This window comes from Methanosarcina mangrovi, assembly GCF_052057765.1.
Lineage (GTDB): Archaea > Halobacteriota > Methanosarcinia > Methanosarcinales > Methanosarcinaceae > Methanosarcina.
Map to the genome: position 1 here is coordinate 3,570,882 of NZ_CP195120.1, position 18,688 is coordinate 3,589,569.

Consider the following 18,688-nt stretch of genomic DNA (forward strand, 5'->3'; position numbering starts at 1 on the left):
CACGATAAATAAGTCTACGAAACCATTCTTAAGTAATTAGCGGCACGGTGTCGCATGCGTTTGGTTTCAGATAGTGGAAATGTGTTCCTGATGCCCCTTGACCCTAAGAAAATGGCCGGGCTTTAGATAACTCATATTATCAGTAGTTCCGATAGGATATAGTTCCGAATAGCTGAAATAGCCAATTTCAGTACTTCACCAATTTTGCTCTTCATAAGAGACTTTCAGGGTACTGAGTATTGCGGAAGTTGATCTTCGGACTGGATCCAGAACTTACTGAAAATTTATCCTGCAGACTATACAGACCCTAAAAACTTCCCTCTGCGCCCGCATGCTCACGAAGTTAGTAGATATCGAGCGTGGAGGGAAGTTTTCAGAGGAATTATATAACAGCTTAGCTTAATCCGACGCCGTTTGCACGTCAAGACTCAGCGAGAGGCAGCATCGACCTCTTTTAGGAAAGCGCACACCGTTGCGTTGAACTCGACCGGCTTCTCCAGGTAAACGAAGTGGGGCGTGTCGAACATGACCACCTTCGCCCCGGGGATTTGCGAGGCGATCCAGGGCATCACCTCGGGCCCAAGGTGGCTCTCTTTCCCGCCGATGCAGAGCGTGGGCCTCTTGATCAGGGGTAGCACATCCCTGAAGTCCGCCTGCATCACGCTGAGCAGGAGTTCTGCCGCGGCGCCACGTGGCATTTCCAGGCTGCCCTCAACGACCCTGGCAATGTCGGCCTTCGGGAACTCCGGAGTGAACATGCTGACCAGGAAATTACGTAGCATCTGCTCGCCGTCCCGTCCGGCGATGGTTGCAGCTAGGGCCAGAGCCTCGTCTCCGCCGCTCGACGCCCCGTACATCCGGCACTCTGCCTCGGACCACTCAGGTCGCTTTATTCCCGCGATCATCTCGTCGCAGAGCACCAGTGCACGAATGCGGTCCTGTCCAAACAGGTCGATGAAGCTCCAAATTACGGTGCAGCCAGCCGAATGACCGAGCAACACCACATCGTGCAGTCCGAGATGATTGAAAAAGTCAAAACAGTCTCTGGCAAACCGCGAAACGCGATAGCCGTGAGCCGGTCGCTCCGACCCCCCGTATCCGCGAAAGTCGAGCGCCAGGCAACGATATTTGGTGGATAGAACCTCGAGTTGTGCTGCAAACCCCGATGCAGGCTGCGTCCACGCCGGCAATAGCACAAGCGGCGGCCCATTGCCTTTATCGAGGTAGTGAAGCCTTACACCATCACTTGTTGTGAAATAGGCAGAGGATGCTATGGTCGATGCTCGCATTCGGTTCCTCCTTTTAGAACAGGCACGATGAGATTGCCGTTCGGTGCATAAAGAAATGTCATTTCTTTGGAAGGTATATTCGCACAGTCTAACGGGAAGTTCACAGGGAACCAGGCGCTTTTATTGCCGATCCGGTGAAACGATTCGTTATAGTTTCCTATTTCTGTCATAACTTCTTTGCGACACCTCCATGCTTTCTCCTCGCCCGTCATCGCCAGAAGAGAATGAATGAAGCCAGAATGTCCCTTCTGACCACCGGGAAGTCTATCACTCTTTTTATCATCGTTTTGAGTTTTCTTCTTGACAAGAGTATCAGTAGAAGGAGACGTATTACTATTTTGACTGTTCTGATTCAAAAAAACTATTAAATTTCGCACTTCTTCTTTAATATCATTCAATTCAGTCTCAAGATTCTCGATATAGGTAACAAGAGCCACGGAATTCAAGAGGCATAAAGACAAAATTTCTTCACGTTCCATGTAAAACACGAGCAGATGGTTATATAATAATCCAGATGAAAATTATCAGCATTGAGTGTAGCAGAAAAATAAGTTAGGAATAAAGGTAGCTGAATAATTACGAAAAACTTTTCTTTTTGTGTAAATATAGCTTACCCACAACTTAAACTCGGTGGAAAAGGATTCATATCGTATTCTGTTATTATCAGTATCTTAAGTTCTCATAGAATAGGGTAATTGACAGCTATTATATACTTAACATCTCTTTTTTTCTTTCAACTGGGTGAATGCTATGGATAAAAGACAACGTTCTGAAAAATACGACTGGTTAACCTCACAAACTCAAAGCATACTTAAACATTATAGCTGTCCTGAATCGTGTAATGCGAGTTGCTGCAAAACTCATATTATTGATTTTCATAGAAAAGAATATGAGAAAATCTTAAAGAATGCAGATAAAGAAAGTGCGAAGATTTTAAAATCGAATGCGGTAAAATCAGAGTTGAAAGGATGTTATAAATCAATCGTCGGACAGTGTCCGTTATTAATTAACTCAAAGTGCAGAATATACGATAACAGGCCGCAAGCATGTAGAAATTTTCCTTTTGTAATTTATCAGGATGAAGAAACAGGACTCGGTTTAACGTTGTTATTGTGTCCGATGTCTGTTAACATAATTCAGGATTATGCACAGTGGTATAAGTCGGTAAACTCAACAATGTACAGTCGATTAAATGACTTGTACGAACAGTATAAAAACATAGATAAAAATAATGATTTTTGTATTGAAATGAAAGAGCAGAATTTAGACTCGTTCATAGAATTTCTTGAAAGGAAGTAGTCATTATCCGTTTCCTTTTTTCTTGCCTGTTCATGAGGGGTTATGCCGGAGCAAAAGGGGAGCCAGGGAAGCTGTAAGCGCTACGGCAATGGCAGAAATGGCAACCCCCTGCCAGCCTGCTACCTTCCAGGCCAGCATTGCACCTCCGGACCCCACGCTGCCGCCGATAAACATCCCTACCATGAACAAACTGTTCACCCGGTTGCGAGCTTGTGGCTTAAGCCTGTAAATTACCTTCTGATTGGCGACTATGGCGGTCTGCATCCCGAAATCCAGAAGCATGACCCCGAATACCAGGCCGGCAATGGAATTCCAGCCTACCAGAATCAGCCAGGCTAGCAGAGTGGCAAACGCACCTGTAGAAACAACCTGGCCCGGGCCCCGACGGTCGGCCAGACGTCCGGCTACGGGAGCAGCAAGCACTCCAACCACGCCGATAATACCAAAAAGCCCTGCGACATCGGCGCCCAGGTGGAAAGGAGGCTGTTCGAGATGCAGCGCGAGGATTGTCCAGAAGGCGCTGAACACGGCGAAGATCAATCCCTGTATAAAGGTAGCTCGACGTAATCCGGGCTCCCCGCGCCAGAGTTGCAGAAGTGAACCAAGCAGCGATCCGTACTTCATCGAAGTCGCTGGTCGGCTGAACGGCAATACCAGTGCCATTGCTGTCGCACCGGCTATAACCAGGGGGATTGCAAGCCAGAACATGGCTCTCCAGCCGTAATTAGTAGCGATGGAACCTGCCAGAATCCGGCTCAAAAGCATGCCGCTCAGCAATCCGCTCATAACGCTGCCGACGACTGAACCCCGGCGATTATCAGAGACCAGCGATGCAGCAGCCGGTATTATTTGCTGCGTAACGGAGGCGCTGAATCCAATGAAAAGTGAGGCGCACAGCAGGGCCCAACCGGTAGGCGCGATGGCTGCAAAAAGCAGCGATAAAGCCAGAACAAGAAACTGCGACACAATTAGCCGGCGACGTTCCATCAGATCTCCAAGGGGTACCAGAAACAGCAAACCGATTGCATAACCGAATTGAGTAGCAGTAGGAATAAGGCTGGGAGCCAGTTCGCCGGGAAAAGAGCGTGCAATAACTCCCAGCATTGGCTGGTTATAGTAGATGTTGGCCACCGCGATTCCGCATGCACAGGCCATAGCGAAGACAAGCCCTTTGCCTGGCTCAGGGACACTTCCGGTCTGAAATGTGTCCTTTTTTCGAATCATGGTGTTTCTTCCGATATGTAGTGCGATTTACAACAATTAAGTATCTTATTTATTTTTTTATTTCCCTCAATCACAGGTTGCATAATATAATCCAAAACTATGGACATGATGTCCTGTGGATAGAGAAAGATACGTAGAAGAAGTTTGTCCAGAACTTCGTGGCGGCCTGAACCAAAGTGATGAACCTTGATCGCTTCGACCTCGCATGATCGTATCATAAACTTCTTCAAGGACTTTATACAGGGCAGAGAAAAAAACGGTCAGCTAACAACCAATTTCAGCGGATGGCGTATCGCCGCCGCTGAACTGGAATGTTCAGATCTTGGCTTAGAGTTTTTAGGATGAGCCGATCCCAAAACCAACTTTATCCACCACTTTGGAATAATTATATAGATGTTTTCTTAATCGGTGGGTTAATTGATAATTCTAAGTTCGAAACAGAAACTTAGATTCGGCAGGTCGACATTATAAATTAGATGTTTTTATCGATAACGTTCTTAACATTCTAAAATTAATATTATGTTTAAAGTTAGTTAACTTATGATTCAATTCTCACAGCCTATATAAACAACGAACCATTTTTGCAAGAATGTTTAATATGAAAAATAATGCGTTTCCCACAAAAACGCCACCAATAGAAACATATGAGAAAATTTAACTTACCTGCCTAAACCAAGCTTCATCAGAAATATCCTCTCGTTTGCTGTCTCCTTGAAGGCTACAAAGTTTTTCAGGATCTGCGCATATTTGGCGGATTTGAGAGATTGACCACGTAGCCTTTGAGGTCCTCTATTGGATCTTAATCGAATCAGTTGTGTTCAAGGATCTTGAGGGTGTTGCCCCTTGCGCCGATACTGAGATCATTATAAAAATGATCTTGTTATGCTACTGCTAATGTACAGTTATAGTAGCTACCGGAAAAATTAAATACCTAATAATTAGATATCAAATAAATAGATATCTAATTATTAGGTGTATGATAATGGATAAAACCAATGGAAACAAAATACTTTGGATAATTCTTGCTGTGGTATTGGTTGCTGATGTTATGGATATGTTAGATTTAACGGTGACTAATATCGCAGCCCCTTCAATCTCACAATCACTAAATGGTGGCCAAATGCTAATGCAATGGCTAGGAGCAGCCTACGCGCTTGCAATGGGCGTATTTTTAATTATCGGAGGACGGTTGGGTGACAAGTATGGACAACGAAAACTTTTCTTAATAGGTATAGCAGGTTTCACAGTTTCTTCCTTGAGTTGTGGTCTTTCTATAAATCCAACGATGATTATTATTTCCAGACTTGCTCAGGGAGCATTTGGAGCGATGATGATCCCTCAAGGTATGGCAATAATGGCTGAAAATTTTCCGCGGGACATGCTTACTAAAGCTTTCGCCTTTTTTGGACCTATTATAAGTATATCTATGGTACTTGGTCCAATTTTTGCTGGTTTCTTAATTAATGCAGATATTTTACATACAAGCTGGCGTTCAATCTTTCTGATTAATGTCTTTCTCGGATTTTCAGGTTTTATCATTGCATACCGAGTTCTTCCCAAGAATAATGGAGATCGTTCAATTAATTTAGATTTTCTCGGTTCAGGATTTTTAGGAGGTACGATGTTCTTTTTACTGTATGGATTGATTGAGGGTTCGAATAATGGTTGGAGTACAATTTCCCTATTTTCGATTGGAATGGGCACATTATTCCTTTGTCTTTTTTCTTGGCGACAAACGACGGCAACACATCCCCTGATAAAACCTTCCTTATTTAAAAATCAAGGTTTCACAGCTGGGCTTACCCTTGGTTTAGTTTATTTTGCTGTTGTAAGCGGTCTTAACTATATAATTTCTATTTTCCTACAATTAGGCTTGGGGGCATCTCCATTTGAAGCTTCTCTTGGGATGAGTCCTTTAGCGATCGGAGTGATCATATCATCAATAATAGCGCCTAGGCTTATCAATAAGCTAGGAAGAGAAGTCATTTCGATTGGACTTCTTACAACTGCTGCGGGGTTGTTTCTCTTCTACGTTTTCATTAATCAAGCAGTTACGATTACTCTGTGGAGCCTTTTTCCGTCCATCTTTATAATTGGATTTGGTATGGGCTTTTGTATTGGAACATTATTTGATTTCGCCATTGGTGATATTTCTCCAGATGAAGCAGGTAGCGCCAGTGGTTCTTTGAGTGCTGCCCAGCAATTATCGGGAAGCATAGGAATTGCAGCTATAACTTCTGTGTTTTTCTTATCAACCAGGTCGGAAGGATTTGTTTATTCGATGCTGCTAAGTTTGATCTTAATTATTGTGGCGATAGCAGTATGTTTCGCAATTGTACGTTTTCTCCCCCAAAAAAGAGGTGAAGCACAACATTAACGAAAAACACTTATTAACGAAACATGACCAATAGGTTATTCATGATGGAGGTTAAGATTGACAACAAATGAGCATAAATATCCTTATCATTTTTATTTAAGAAATTCAATTCATAAAATTATGATGCAGGTAGATAGTGAACTAGTGCAGTATGATATAACTAATCAACAGGCAAGAGTTGTTGGTTTTATCGGCGAAAAGCAAGACGAAGGAATTACTGTTTATCAAAAAGATATTGAATCGTATATGGATATTACTGGCGCTTCAGTTTCAAACTTATTGCGTGGACTTGAAAAAAAGGGATTTATTGAGAGAATAAGGAGCGCATCTGATGATAGAGTCAAAGAGCTGTCTCTTACCCCAAAAGGAAGAGAGTTGATTGCTACGTTTAATTCAGTTTTTAGTGAGACAGAGAATAAAATTGTACAAGGAATGACCAAGGAACAGAAAGAATTGTTTTTAGAACTTTTAAAAATGGTTGTCAATAATTTTGATGGTTAGCCCTATCATAATGAAATTGGGAAAACGCAATGAAAAACATTCTTCTGTCGTCGTCATGTCCTTCCTCTTTTATGGATTTCCCCTTAATTCCAGCGTCAATATCTTGGATTCGACTCTGATGCCCACCAGAATGTCGCAGGCCACAGCTTTTCCCAGCTCTCCACCAGCAATATATCCGCCTCTCCCCTCTAGCTCTTCTACTCCAGCTCATCCGAATCATCTCCTCCGCCAGTATCTCTTTGGCCATTTGCAGCTATCGGACTCTGAGATCCGTCCTCTCTCGACCTCTCGCCGGAGCATAGAGCAGAGCAGGGTCGTGATCTCCCTGGAGGTCTGTCAGAGGACCTGAGCCACGTCACCATTTTAGCTATTCAGAGACGTGCAATCGGAAACTTGCTGCAGGCTGATGAGACTTTGGCAGCATCTGTAGAGCCAGAAGGAGGTCGAGGATATATTGAAATAAAGAAGGTTACCCTCGAATTCTCTATTTTTTATCGCGGAATTGCCCATTGATTGCTTTCATTTTGGCTTTTGGATTGCCTGACTGTTATGCGAGATTACTATTTCCGCAAGTTCAGAATCTCTATTAATCAACGAACTCGCTCATTCCAGGCCCCACTTCTTCCTGAACTCGAGCTTCTGCTGGCTGTTCATCCAGTGGCTGCCGTCACAGTAGGGCTTGTTCTCTGACTTCCCGCAGCGGCAGAGGGTTACTCTGTTCCGGATTTCGTACATGCTGCCATCTGCAGATTCAATGGGGACACCGCCTCGAACCCAGAGGGGACCTTCACAACCTTTTTGTTCGTCGTGAACCAGTACAATAGATGGTTCAAATTCTTTTTCAAAGGGTTTGCCTGTCTTCCTGTCCCACAGGACCAGCCGTCCCGAAGGGCAGATCATGGCTTCTTCTATGGCAGTTTGTCGGGCTTCCGGGTCGTCTGATTTTTGAATGAGATCCCTTATTCCGCCGGACCGCTGGCAGAAACGGGAATGATCGCAGAGCTCGTAGGCATCGGTGAGTTTTAGATCAGGACCTTCAAACGTTTCCGCTATTTCCAGGTAAGGCTTTCTACTGGCTGTTTCGCTACCGTCAAAACCGATCTTGCTGTGGGTCCCATCACAGAAGGGCTTGTTTTCGGATGAGCCGCAGCGGCATAAAGTATAGGATTCCCGCCGGGGGTACTCCTTTATATCAATTAATTCTCTGGTGTGGCCGGCATCATCGGTAACAATTACCTGTTCTAAAAGCGGCACTCCACCTGTAACGCGATACGGTCCCTCTTTGATTATCTTAATCCTCATTTCTTTCTCATTGACTGCCATAATCATAATCCCCCATTACCTCTTATAATGCAGTACTGGATGTTTAGTCTGACTATTCGCCTCTTTGGTGATTTCTATGTCTTTCCGATTCTTACTGTCTTCAATAAGAGAACATGTAATAGGATTGATCAAATCCTCAACCAGGCAATAAGATGGTTACTGCTGCGGACATATTCGATAGCTATCAGCTCACCGGACAGTTTCAAGAAACATCTCATTTCCATAAGAGCTTTCAAAGGGTTGGGAATTGAACAAAGGGTAAAAGTTGTTACAGCATAATCTACAGCATAATCAAAGTTGTTATCCGGAAATCCCAGGCGTTTGGCATCCATAAGAAAAAGGGTGACATTCGTCATTCTTCTAACTTTTTTACTGGCTTTCTCAAGCATCTTTTCGCTGCAATCGATTCCTGTTACCGGGTAGTGAGACGAATAGAACTTCAAATATCTTCCAGTCCCCACTCCGACTTCAAGTACCTTCCCTTTCAGGTTTGAATGTGCTTCTTTTCTCCATTTCCGGAAAAAGAAAATTTCAAGAGGCAAATTTATCAGCTCATAGATAGGTGCAATTCGGTTATACTTTGAGACTATGGACATTAACTGAGTACCTCTTTTTGCAAATTTAAAAGCACTAATCTACAAATCACAGAATAAGTTTCTGTTCTTTAGTAGTTACAGGTAATGCCTGCACTCAATCCTCATCGAACCACTGCGAAAAACATATTATCTCCACGTAGACATGGATAGTTTCTTTGCACCAGTAGAGGTCAGAGAATAGCCCGAACTTAAAGGGCTTCCTGTTGTAGTAGATGCAGATCCAAAAGGAGGAAAAGGTCGGGGAGTTGTGAGTGTCTTATAACTCACTCGTTCATTTTTCCAAATTAACCTGAAGTTTGTGCATTCGGAAGGGAAATGATAGCTATTTGTAATCATTTATTTAAAAAATGGTTTTAAATATTTGTGGTTTTTGGGGTGTTTTGAAGAAGCTGGAAAAGTGAGAGCTAAGAACGAAGATTTTTTCGCACAATTCTTTGCCGGCATCATTCCGCTCCTTATCCTTACTGTTTTACTGCTTTCCTTTACAGCTACTACAAATACCAAATATGTCAAAATTCCATTCTCCAGCAGAAAAATCTGCTTCATTTGACATCCGATCCACAATTTCAGAAATCATCGGGTCTGTGCAGTCACTGATGCTCTTGCACTGGAAGCAAACTAGATGAGCGTGTGGCTTCATATTGGGATCAAATCTGGTATGATCCTTCTCTAAATTCAATTCCTGAATCAAACCTGCCTCTTTCAAGATTTGAACAGTTTTATAAACTGTTGCAAGACTGACTGTTGGATAGACTTTCTTGACTTCGCTATAAATTCTCTGAGCCGTTGGGTGGGCATGATTGTGGAGAACAAATTGACCGATCGCTATTCTCTGGGGCGTAGCCTTGTATCCTTTTCCGCGGAGGGCTTTGATTATGTATGAGTCTGAGTCCTTAAGGCTAGTCATAGCTCATTATTATGTAATAATCAATCTTAAATAGATATCCATGGTTATAGAAGTTGATTACTGAACTGGAATCAGGCTTTCAAGGATAGTAAACTTTTAGTAATGATTAAAGGGGGAATATAGCCAGAATCGGAGTCGTAAGACCTAAAATAACGAACTTCCAGGATTGGAAAGGCAAACTCGACAAGAGGATGACTGTTTGAAATAATAGCCGATAGACTTGACGTGAGCTGTATTATAATGAAGCCTATAAAGAAGCTTATGTCGTTCATACCTTAAAAGATGACAAATTGGACATGGAAAAACAGCATGTGAGAATTTCAAACTCTTGTAACGCGAACCGAAATTAAGCCCTCTAGTAATCGGCACTCAATTCTTCCAAGAGGAGACAAGATTGAAGAGATTGCTACTGGAGATTTGGTCTTGAATTTTTAATCAATGGTGGATAACGTTATGACTGACGACAGAAAAAACTCTGTAATGGACAGAACAAGCAAACTAGAAACCGGCAGAGGCACGTCGAACCGCGACTGGTGGCCGAACCATTTGAAGATCGAGATCCTGCACCAGCATTCTTCCAAGTCCAACCCTATGGGCGAGGACTTCAACTACGCGAAAGAGTTCAAAAGCCTCGACCTGGCGGCTGTGAAGAAAGATCTCGCGTCACTGATGACTGACTCGCAGGACTGGTGGCCGGCTGACTTCGGCCACTACGGCCCTTTGTTCATTCGCATGGCATGGCACAGCGCCGGCACTTATCGCGCCGGTGACGGCCGCGGCGGCGGCGGTAGAGGCCAGCAACGCTTCGCGCCGCTCAACAGTTGGCCGGACAACGTCAACCTGGACAAAGCGCGTCGCCTGCTCTGGCCGATCAAGCAGAAGTATGGCCGGAAGATTTCATGGGCCGACCTTATGATTCTTACGGGCAACGTCGCCATGGAAACAATGGGATTCAAAACGTTCGGTTTCGGAGGCGGTCGCGAGGACGTCTGGGAGCCGGACCAGGATGTCTATTGGGGCTCTGAGGACACGTGGCTGGGTGATAAACGCTACTCCGGCGACCGGGACCTCGAAAATCCGCTCGCTGCCGTGCAGATGGGGCTGATCTACGTCAACCCGGAAGGCCCGAACGGCAACCCGGATCCGATCGCAGCGGCCAGGGATATCCGCGAGGTTTTCGCTCGCATGGCCATGAATGACGAAGAGACCGTTGCGCTCATCGCTGGCGGTCACGCCTTCGGCAAAACCCACGGTGCCGGTCCTGCGCCCCATGTCGGGCCTGAGCCGGAAGCGGCCGGTATCGAGGAGCAAGGCCTCGGTTGGAAGTGCAGCTTCGGCACCGGTAAAGGCAATGACACGATCACCAGCGGCCTGGAGGTCACGTGGACCAACACGCCAACGAAGTGGAGTAACAACTTCTTCAGGATCCTGTTCGGCTACGAGTGGGAGTTGACGAAGAGCCCTGCCGGCGCATATCAGTGGCAACCGAAGGATGGCGCAGGCGCAGGCGCGATTCCGGACGCCCACGACCCGTCCAAGCGTCACGCGCCAACCATGCTGACCACTGACCTTTCCTTGAGGTTCGACCCCGTCTACGAAAAGATTTCAAGGCACTTCTACGAGAACCCGGATCAATTAGCGGATGCATTCGCACGCGCATGGTTCAAGCTGACGCACCGCGACATGGGTCCGCGTGCCCGCTATCTCGGTCCGGAGGTTCCTGCCGAAGAGCTCATCTGGCAAGACCCCATCCCCGCGGTCAATCACAAGTTGATCGATGAGAAGGACATCGCCTCCCTCAAGGACAGGATCCTCGCCTCCGGGCTGTCAATCTCGCAACTGGTTTCGACCGCCTGGGCATCGGCGTCCACCTTCCGTGGTTCCGACAAGCGTGGCGGTGCTAACGGCGCACGAATTCGTCTCGCACCACAGAAGGATTGGGAAGTAAACCAGCCGGCTGAACTGGCGAAGGTGCTGAACACTCTCGAAGGTATCCAGAGCGAGTTCAACAGCGCGGCCTCTGACGGCAAGAAGGTCTCGCTTGCTGACCTGATAGTTCTGGCTGGTTGTGCAGGCGTCGAGCAGGCTGCGAAGAATGCTGGTTACGATGTGACTGTTCCCTTCTTGCCGGGGCGCATGGATGCCTCGCAGGAGCAGACTGATGTGGCCTCCTTCGCTTTACTCGAACCGCCCGCGGATGGCTTCCGCAACTATCTCAAGGCCCAATACACCGTACCGGCCGAGGAGTTGCTGGTTGACAAGGCGCAATTGCTGACTCTGACCGCGCCCGAAATGACGGTGCTCGTTGGCGGCATGCGAGTGCTGAATACCAACTTCGGACAGACCCGGAACGGCGTTTTCACCCAGAAGCCGGAAGCGCTAACCAACGACTTCTTCGTGAACCTGCTCGACATGTGTATGGAATGGAAGGCGATTTCGGACTTCAAGGATATATTTGAAGGGTGCGATCGCAAGACTGGTGAAGTCAAGTGGACCGGCACGCGTGTCGATCTCATCTTCGGTTCTAACTCCCAGCTCCGGGCTCTTGCCGAGGTCTACGGAAGCGCGGATGCGCAGGAGAAGTTTGTCCAGGACTTCGTGGCGGCCTGGACCAAAGTGATGAACCTTGATCGCTTCGACCTCGCCTGATCGAGTAAATGTCTTCAAGGGCTTGAAGATTTTCAAAACAAATGACTTTGCTCAGGCTGGAGAAAGGTATTGGTCGCTTGACAAGACAAGACAGGAACATATGATTGGCAGCCTTGTAGTGAACCTGGGCAATGTCACCATTTTAGCTATTCAGAGACTTGCAATCGAAAACTTGCGGCAGGCTGATGAGACTTTGGCAGCATCTGTGGAGCCAGAAGGAGTTCGAGGATATATTGAAATAAAGAAGGCTACCCTCGAATTCTCGATTTTTTATCGCGGAATAGCCCATTGATCCGACATTTCGCAGATGTACACAAGTGTAGAATTTATTGCCGATTTGTCTAATATTACTCTATAAAAGCAAGATGATCATTTTAATTCCGCCGCATTGAGAACTTTGATGGCATTTTTGTATATATCTGCGGAAAGTGGGATTGATTGCATTCACTTTGGCTTCTGGATTCTAAGGTAGAGGAATCAGAGATAGACAATGATTACGGATTTCTAAATCTCACTTCTCCACTGGAGATAAAATAAGGTTTATCAAGTCTAAGGGTGCCGGGTGAAACAAAAAATCTTTTAACTTTTTAAAACATATAAAGAAGCGTGAACAATGAAAGTGCAATCATTGGTTCTGGTACAGGAGAAATAGAAGTTACGAGTCATGCTGTAGCAACGAGTCATACTGTAACATTATATGGGATACCGGTTGTTTACATTGTTATTGTAGCATTATTTGTATTATTTATTTTATATTTATACTGTAGGATGACAAGAAAAGAAAGACACCGTATGAGTAAATCGAGTTACTTAAAATTGTTTTTTGCTTTATTTATCCCGTTATTTTTTTATAATCTGTATAATATGTATAACAGTTCATGGTTTTACAATGTCTATGCCGAATCGTGGTGTAATACTTTCTGGTTTACCCATACTATTTTTATTATTATGAATGCAAGTACTGTATCTATATTGGAATCTATCTTTCCGTATTTATTCGTAACTCTTAGTATATTAATAATAAACTGTTATCGTAAACCAGCTTAGAGAGGGTTTTGAAATTAAACTTTTATTGCAAAAACATTTATTTAGTCTGTCATACACGGATATATAAAATCTCTCCCTAAAGTTGTAAAATAAGAGTTAGTTATGATGGTTTCTCTACGTATACGCGCTCAAAGACTATCCCGGTCTGGACTTCGGATATTTTCGCAATTAAGAGGACAGCCATGCAGCTCCTTTCTGAGTTTATCGGAAGTCAAAAGATAAGGCTTGTGGGTGTTGGAGTTCCAGGACTCAGGGAAAGGGATCAGAGGCAGACACTGATTACGGATTTTGCATAAATGCGTTTTCATTAGAAAGGTTAAAACCTGCTGTCAGGGATATATCCCTGCTCAGCGCCTTGTCGTTGTGCGTTCGTACCATAGTTCTATACTGATTATAGTTCTATACTGATTATAGTTCTATACTGATTTTCGTATTTACGACTACGATAATTATAATAAGTTGTAAATATAATATAGCATTAAGCTTTTGCTAATTAGCTTTGAAAATTAGCTGGCGCCGTGGCAAACTTTAGTGTTTTTGCTAGTATTAGAAAAAACTAGCATTCCGCCTGATGGCGAGGGATAGGAAAGAGTAAATGATCCCGCCTTACAAACGGGTGATATTCTAACTATCCATGGACATTATTTTAAATATATTATAAAAAGAGCCTTAAAGAGTATTAAAATGAGCTTGCAGGTAATAAATATCTATCCAGTTCCCAAATTTCTTACTTGAATATCTCAATCTCATTCAAATCTCAAGGGTTGATCGCTGGGCTATTATCCGCAAGCAATGTCAATATGGATTTTATCCAGGAATGCTTCAGAAGTGACAGCTCCCACGACTGAAGTCGCAGCATCTATGGAGTTTCAACCAAAGCTACACTGCCCTGGAGCGACTATTTAGTCCTGTCTCGCTTTCACCGTTCATTTTTCTTTTCTCCTGCTAAGTATACCAAGTACTATATCCAGACTTCCTATACACGCCCACATCACAGCTATAACTATATAGGGAGAGTATCCACCGATAAAATATGCAATAATAAAACCAATTGCTATAATATAACTCAACGAGGCAATCACGAACCATATGTTTTTTTTCGTCTTATCTCTCTCCAAATTACTGTTCATCATTCTTTCATAACTTTTAAGCACATCATTCTCAATAATTTATTACAAGAGACAGATTGTTCAATCCTAAAATTATTTTGCTTTAAGATTCATCATCCCGGGATGAACTCTACTCCCCCCATAGCACCTTGTTGATTATGAAAGAGTTTTCAATTTTTTTTAAAAATTCATTTTAAAACGTCCCCCCACGCCCGCATGCCCACGAAGAGAGTAGATATCGGGCGGCTGCTGGCAAAAAAGAGATAAGTAGAAGCCGTGAGAGGCTCATATAGTCCAGGAAGAAAGGGAGATAGTAACCCAGTAGCCCGAAGAGAAAACATCCAGGATCCCAAGGAGAGCGTACATGATGAGGATGAAGTGAACCCTCACCTCTTTGGATGTCTTTTTATTCTGTCTTCGACGTTCTAACTCTCACATTTTTCTGCCTCTTTTCAATCGTGAGAAAAAACGTTTTGGGATTATTTAAAACGGTTGTACTTCTTATGCGCCTGTTCAGCCGTTATTATATTAAAAACAAGAACCTCGCTTCGTTCAAAATCAATTTCGTATAAAATGCAAAAATCGCCTACACGAAGCCGATAGACAGTTTTGTGACTTCCTTTTACTTCTTTTTTGTTTCCCCCTGGCAAGGGGTCTTTTAGTTCTTGAAGGGCATCTTTTATTTGATCCCTACGATCTACAGGAACCTTTTCGAAGACCTTAGGGTGGATCAGAACTTTAAAGCTCATCGATGCTCACGAACTCATCACGATGTTCTCTTATGAGCCTATCGCCTTCGTCTATAAGTTTATTGCAGTTGTGTTCATGGATCAATTTTCGTATAACTGTATTGTAGTCATCCCCCATTTTCCCAATGGCTTTTAACTCATCACGGGTGTCTTTAGATATCTGTATAGTTGTAGTTTCTGACATAATAGTTACTATAGCGATTATAGCATTTATATTATGACAATTGAAAAACTGATAAAGTTACTCATGCTTTTACTTTCTCAGCTTTAACAATCTGCTTAAAACAAGCTTTTTTGGACTCATCTTAAAACTTCCCTCCACGCCCGCATTCTCACGAAGTGAGCAGATATCAGGCGGTTGCTGGCAAAAAGAAGAAAAGTAGAGTCAGCAACTGCCACAATACAGGCCAAAAGGATTAAAACTCAAACTTTTCCAAAACACTGGGAACAATACCATGGAAATAGCCAACAGAGCTGAAAGAACCTGCTATTCCCAAAATAGATGTTGCATAAAACCCTAATTCATTTGGTACCTGCTACGTAAACTTCGTAGTACTTCTTTATGGCGAAGATCCAGCCTCTGTACATTCAATGAAAGAGTTACTACTAGTTTTTACTTGGTCGACAAATAAAACACTATTTATTAAGGAAAATGATTTCTATTATTTCTTTATCCAGAATACTTATAATTTCATAATAATGTGAGTTGATTTATATAACCAGAAAAGGAAGAGACGTTGAACTAACTGTGGAATTATTACATAGATTAATTTTAGACCCAAAATGCGAAATTAAATCTCCAGACTATTTAATAGATAAAATAACAGGTCAACCACGTGAGGTCGATATATCAATTAAATATGATTTTGGTTATATCCCAATTGTGATAATTGTAGAATGCCGAGATCGTAATAATAAAGAAGATGTGACATGGATAGAGCAACTAGTAATGAAATGCGCGAATTTAAACGTTAATAAAGTTGTTGCAGTCTCATCTACTGGTTTTACACAACCTGCAATGACATCCGCTCAACATTACGGTATTATTACTCATACTATCAACGAAATCAGTTTAGGAGACGTTAAATCATGGTTTATGTGTAGTTCATTAGAAGGTTATCATAAGTATTTTAATATTATTAATGCGAGTATTGGACTTTCAGGATATAACACTAAGAATTTTGAGATAAAATGTGATCGGAAGATATTTTCATTTGAAGATAAATGTTATAGCTTTAACGATATTTTTCATATTGAAGCGTTAGAAAAAAACCCTCAAATCTACAATGATATCGAAGCAAATGGATTAAAAAAGATTAAAAAGTTCAATTTAAAAATTTCAAAGAAATATAGTATTATAGCGCCAGATTGTGTAGAATATTATTTAGAAAGTTTTGCTGGCGAATGTGAATTGTGGATTGAATATTTGAATATACCCTTTTCAAAAATATTCCGTTTTGGAGATGACAGTCATACATTAATTGAAGGTGTGAGTACTGAAGGTTTTAAAATTGGAAATTGCACTTATAAGGTGTCATTTTTTAAAACCAAACATGGTATAAATGTGAGAATGGAAGAAATAGACAAAGATAAAACCAATGTATGAATTAGCTATTATATTACTTATCCATTTTATACTTCAATACTTTCTGATCAAACAGTATCTTATCAGTTATCGAGATAAATTAAAAGTAAAGGATGAACAATAAAAAGTTCTAGGATTCATATTCAGATAGTTATAACCTCATATTTTCATTGCTTTCAAAATTAATTGTTGGTTAAGGACTTGTTGGAAACATAACTTCCAACGTTAGTGCCTAGATTCTCCAAAATAAATTCCCTATTTCTTGAGAAATTCGTAATTGTGGAATAGATTCAACTGTCAATTATTATGAATATACTTTGGAATCACTTAGTAAAATGCGTCTTTCAGTATTGTTTATTTTGAGATTAAACGCAAGTATTACCTAAGATTAGATGAAAAAATACAAAAGGAATAAAGAGAGTTGGGTGAAAATATTAACTTGTTTGGATTTACTGGTTTTGTTAGTCATTCTTCAGTGACTAAAATGTACTTCTTTACTAATTAGCTTCTTAATTTCTTTTTATAATATTTTGTTAAAAAAATCTAGATAAAGAAAGTGCGAATATTTTAAAATCGAATGAGGTAAAATCAGAATTGGAAGGATGTTATGGAATGGTAAAAATATAATTTCAAATATTTACTTTGGGAATGACTTCATAGCCATTGCTGAAGACAATATCAAGAACAAAAATCATGAAATTGTATCTTCTTTATTCCTAAAATGTTTTTTCAAGAGCATCCTGGGATCTTGAAAGGTGAGCGCCAACACTCAGTTCGGCGACGGTAATTGATGACATATAACCTGAATATTCATCTCCGATACGTTCCAGAAAGCTTTTGGAAGACGGAATGACCTCTTTTTTAAAGACAGTCAACAAATATCGATGTGTCTACAAAAAATTTCATTCTACCCAATCCAGACGTGAAGATTTCCTCAGCTGGTCAACAAACTCTTCGCTCTCTACATCGTAACCCCATGCCCCACAGGCCGATTCTACAATTTCCTTTGAGCTTTTTCCTTCTTTTTTTCTAACCATGTTGAGGATGGAATGAATTTCCTTATCGAGTTCGATAAGTCTCTTCTCGATTTCTGCTGTTGATCCCATAAATATCAATTAGTCTTAATTCCGTATAACCTTATTTAACCGGAAGCTTAAATTTTCCTCCGATTTACTAAGACATATTTCCAATAGCGTTTTCAAGCTTGATTTGAGTAAATTTAATTTATCTGAAACTTCCCTCCACGCCCGTATGCTAACGAAAGGAGAAGATATCGGGCAGATGCTGGCAAAAAAGAAGTAAAGTAGAATCGACATGCTATAATTTCTGATTTAGTATAAAATAGAAAGAGTTAATTCATATTGATTCATAAATGACATGTTCATAATTATTGAATAAATATGTTGTACCAACGGGAAAATAAATGGTAATCTCAGAATTAGTTTCAGAATTCTTAAAAGCCTGTTTTATCGATTCTTTCAAAAAAATTCCTGATGAAATTTTTGACACATACTGGAAAGTATGTGATGAAGTAATTAAAGAACTTTCAAATAAGAATCCCAAATTTGATGAAATAAACATTGATATGTTTTTGCATCAGGAAAAAGTAGAAACGGCAATTAAAGAATATTTAAAAAATCCTAATAAGCCTAGTTGCTTAAATGTTTTAATTGATGAATTTTTTAATTTATTCAGCCAGGAAGATTTCTCTAGAGAAGACGCAAATTTAATCTTAAATACTTTTTTTGAAGTTATAGATTCTGAAATTGAGAAAAATCCTGAACTTCGAGACTATCTTGAGCTTTACTTAGAAAAACGAATAAACGAAACTACTCAAAAAACATACCAAGTATCCCAAGAAACTAATCAAGGAGTGCAAGAAGCAAATCAAGGACTTAGAGAACTGTCTAAAGAGGTTCAGGATCTTAAAAAACTAATGTTTACTAATTCACAAAGAGAGGAAATAAAAAATATTCAAGAAAAATATAAAATACTTTTAGAAAATTCAGATCCTCTTCTTAGATTGGAATGAA

18 protein-coding genes are annotated in these 18,688 nt (G+C 41.7%); 9 read left to right on the top strand and 9 right to left on the bottom strand.

Going from position 1 to position 18,688, the window contains the following annotated elements; translation table 11 throughout:
- Positions 1-428: 428 nt before the first annotated feature.
- Together ACSAZL_RS15835 and ACSAZL_RS15840 are read right to left on the bottom strand one after the other, a co-directional pair.
- Positions 429-1,289: an alpha/beta fold hydrolase gene (locus ACSAZL_RS15835; RefSeq protein WP_440945573.1), complete on the bottom strand. Its 861-nt coding sequence runs from the start codon at positions 1,287-1,289 to the stop codon at positions 429-431.
- A complete protein-coding gene (locus ACSAZL_RS15840; RefSeq protein ID WP_440945574.1) occupies positions 1,271-1,768 on the bottom strand; it encodes a DUF6444 domain-containing protein in 498 nt (165 codons plus the stop codon). Before ACSAZL_RS15840 ends, ACSAZL_RS15835 begins: the two co-directional genes overlap by 19 nt.
- Positions 1,769-2,039: 271 nt before the next feature.
- Between ACSAZL_RS15840 and ACSAZL_RS15845 the strand changes: the two genes are divergently transcribed.
- Positions 2,040-2,588, top strand: coding sequence for a YkgJ family cysteine cluster protein (locus ACSAZL_RS15845; RefSeq protein ID WP_440945575.1), 549 nt, complete (start codon positions 2,040-2,042; stop codon positions 2,586-2,588).
- Positions 2,589-2,618: 30 nt separating this feature from the next.
- On the opposite strand, the gene ACSAZL_RS15850 is transcribed toward ACSAZL_RS15845, so the two are convergent.
- Positions 2,619-3,812: an MFS transporter gene (locus tag ACSAZL_RS15850; RefSeq protein ID WP_440945576.1), complete on the bottom strand. Its 1,194-nt coding sequence runs from the start codon at positions 3,810-3,812 to the stop codon at positions 2,619-2,621.
- A 982-nt stretch (positions 3,813-4,794) separates the two neighbouring features.
- Here ACSAZL_RS15850 and ACSAZL_RS15855 point away from each other — a divergent pair.
- The 3 genes from ACSAZL_RS15855 to ACSAZL_RS15865 are packed head-to-tail and all read left to right on the top strand — an operon-like array spanning position 4,795 to position 7,039.
- Positions 4,795-6,189, top strand: coding sequence for a DHA2 family efflux MFS transporter permease subunit (locus tag ACSAZL_RS15855; protein WP_440945577.1), 1,395 nt, complete (start codon positions 4,795-4,797; stop codon positions 6,187-6,189).
- 57 nt (positions 6,190-6,246) lie between these two features.
- Positions 6,247-6,690 (top strand): MarR family winged helix-turn-helix transcriptional regulator, encoded by a 444-nt coding sequence (locus ACSAZL_RS15860; RefSeq protein ID WP_440945578.1) that lies wholly within the window; start codon positions 6,247-6,249, stop codon positions 6,688-6,690.
- A gap of 10 nt (positions 6,691-6,700) precedes the next feature.
- Positions 6,701-7,039 carry a hypothetical protein gene (locus ACSAZL_RS15865; RefSeq protein ID WP_440945579.1) on the top strand — a complete coding sequence of 113 codons (339 nt, stop codon included), beginning with the start codon at positions 6,701-6,703 and terminating at the stop codon, positions 7,037-7,039.
- A 254-nt stretch (positions 7,040-7,293) separates the two neighbouring features.
- Here the strand turns inward: ACSAZL_RS15865 and ACSAZL_RS15870 are convergent, their stop codons facing one another.
- From ACSAZL_RS15870 to ACSAZL_RS15880, 3 genes are all read right to left on the bottom strand, one after another.
- Positions 7,294-8,013 carry a CDGSH iron-sulfur domain-containing protein gene (locus ACSAZL_RS15870; protein ID WP_440945580.1) on the bottom strand — a complete coding sequence of 240 codons (720 nt, stop codon included), beginning with the start codon at positions 8,011-8,013 and terminating at the stop codon, positions 7,294-7,296.
- A gap of 128 nt (positions 8,014-8,141) precedes the next feature.
- Positions 8,142-8,609: a class I SAM-dependent methyltransferase gene (locus tag ACSAZL_RS15875; protein WP_440945581.1), complete on the bottom strand. Its 468-nt coding sequence runs from the start codon at positions 8,607-8,609 to the stop codon at positions 8,142-8,144.
- A 469-nt stretch (positions 8,610-9,078) separates the two neighbouring features.
- Entirely contained in the window at positions 9,079-9,516 is a 438-nt protein-coding gene (locus tag ACSAZL_RS15880) for a Fur family transcriptional regulator (RefSeq protein WP_440945582.1), read from the bottom strand.
- A gap of 453 nt (positions 9,517-9,969) precedes the next feature.
- On the opposite strand from ACSAZL_RS15880, the gene katG reads away from it, so the two are divergent.
- The 3 genes from katG (at position 9,970) to ACSAZL_RS15895 (ending at position 13,508) form a co-directional block, all read left to right on the top strand.
- Positions 9,970-12,165 carry a catalase/peroxidase HPI gene (gene katG / locus ACSAZL_RS15885; protein ID WP_440945583.1) on the top strand — a complete coding sequence of 732 codons (2,196 nt, stop codon included), beginning with the start codon at positions 9,970-9,972 and terminating at the stop codon, positions 12,163-12,165.
- Entirely contained in the window at positions 12,143-12,457 is a 315-nt protein-coding gene (locus ACSAZL_RS15890) for a catalase-related domain-containing protein (RefSeq protein WP_440945584.1), read from the top strand. Before katG ends, ACSAZL_RS15890 begins: the two co-directional genes overlap by 23 nt.
- Before the next feature lie 892 nt (positions 12,458-13,349).
- Positions 13,350-13,508, top strand: coding sequence for a DinB/UmuC family translesion DNA polymerase (locus ACSAZL_RS15895; protein WP_440948874.1), 159 nt, complete (start codon positions 13,350-13,352; stop codon positions 13,506-13,508).
- A gap of 1,292 nt (positions 13,509-14,800) precedes the next feature.
- Here the strand turns inward: ACSAZL_RS15895 and ACSAZL_RS15900 are convergent.
- Together ACSAZL_RS15900 and ACSAZL_RS15905 are read right to left on the bottom strand one after the other, a co-directional pair.
- Entirely contained in the window at positions 14,801-15,070 is a 270-nt protein-coding gene (locus tag ACSAZL_RS15900; RefSeq protein ID WP_440945585.1) for a type II toxin-antitoxin system RelE family toxin, read from the bottom strand.
- Positions 15,060-15,254 carry a hypothetical protein gene (locus tag ACSAZL_RS15905; protein ID WP_440945586.1) on the bottom strand — a complete coding sequence of 65 codons (195 nt, stop codon included), beginning with the start codon at positions 15,252-15,254 and terminating at the stop codon, positions 15,060-15,062. Before ACSAZL_RS15905 ends, ACSAZL_RS15900 begins: the two co-directional genes overlap by 11 nt.
- A 564-nt stretch (positions 15,255-15,818) precedes the next feature.
- Here ACSAZL_RS15905 and ACSAZL_RS15910 point away from each other — a divergent pair.
- The gene (locus ACSAZL_RS15910) at positions 15,819-16,676 is read left to right on the top strand and encodes a hypothetical protein (protein ID WP_440945587.1); all 858 of its coding nucleotides are present in this window, start codon (positions 15,819-15,821) and stop codon (positions 16,674-16,676) included.
- Positions 16,677-17,557: 881 nt separating this feature from the next.
- Here the strand turns inward: ACSAZL_RS15910 and ACSAZL_RS15915 are convergent.
- A complete protein-coding gene (locus tag ACSAZL_RS15915) occupies positions 17,558-17,761 on the bottom strand; it encodes a hypothetical protein (RefSeq protein ID WP_048065018.1) in 204 nt (67 codons plus the stop codon).
- 317 nt (positions 17,762-18,078) lie between these two features.
- Between ACSAZL_RS15915 and ACSAZL_RS15920 the strand changes: the two genes are divergently transcribed.
- The gene (locus ACSAZL_RS15920) at positions 18,079-18,687 is read left to right on the top strand and encodes a hypothetical protein (RefSeq protein ID WP_440945588.1); all 609 of its coding nucleotides are present in this window, start codon (positions 18,079-18,081) and stop codon (positions 18,685-18,687) included.
- The last annotated feature ends 1 nt before the right edge of the window (position 18,688 follow it).